General features: G+C 46.5%; 2 tRNA genes. Both read right to left on the bottom strand.

Going from position 1 to position 452, the window contains the following annotated elements:
* Nucleotides 1-140: 140 nt before the first annotated feature.
* Nucleotides 141-216: transfer RNA gene (locus tag V2154_RS24870), tRNA-Ala, on the bottom strand.
* A gap of 131 nt (nucleotides 217-347) precedes the next feature.
* A tRNA-Ile gene (locus V2154_RS24865) sits at nucleotides 348-424 on the bottom strand.
* Nucleotides 425-452: the final 28 nt, after the last annotated feature.

Below are 452 nucleotides of genomic sequence, written 5' to 3'. Positions count from 1 at the left end.
CCTCAGTACATCTACGGAGAGATAAGTTTCAGCTGTGTCGTTTCAATTTTCAGCTTGTTCCAGATTGTTAAAGAGCAAAATACTTCGCAGCATACTGTTTCCAATATACTCTGAAGTATTATTTAAAGGCTGTATGGATATGGTGGAGCTAAGCGGGATCGAACCGCTGACCTCCTGCGTGCAAGGCAGGCGCTCTCCCAGCTGAGCTATAGCCCCATACAGTCACTTACAGATACCTTTGATTTACCACTCGTAAAAGAGTTAATTCTTTCTCAGACAAGGCGGAGCCATGCGAAGTTTGCTTACGCAAACGAGTTCGTGGCGACAACGCGGTATGAGGAAGAATTTGGTAGGCCTGAGTGGACTTGAACCACCGACCTCACCCTTATCAGGGGTGCGCTCTAACCACCTGAGCTACAAGCCTATAAAGGTATTTCTGCTCGTTACTTTCT

Source organism: Ewingella sp. CoE-038-23 (genome assembly GCF_040419245.1).
Taxonomy (GTDB): Bacteria; Pseudomonadota; Gammaproteobacteria; order Enterobacterales; family Enterobacteriaceae; genus Ewingella; species Ewingella allii.
Note: the sequence above shows the minus strand (reverse complement) of the source record. Positions and strands in the feature narration are given on the sequence as shown.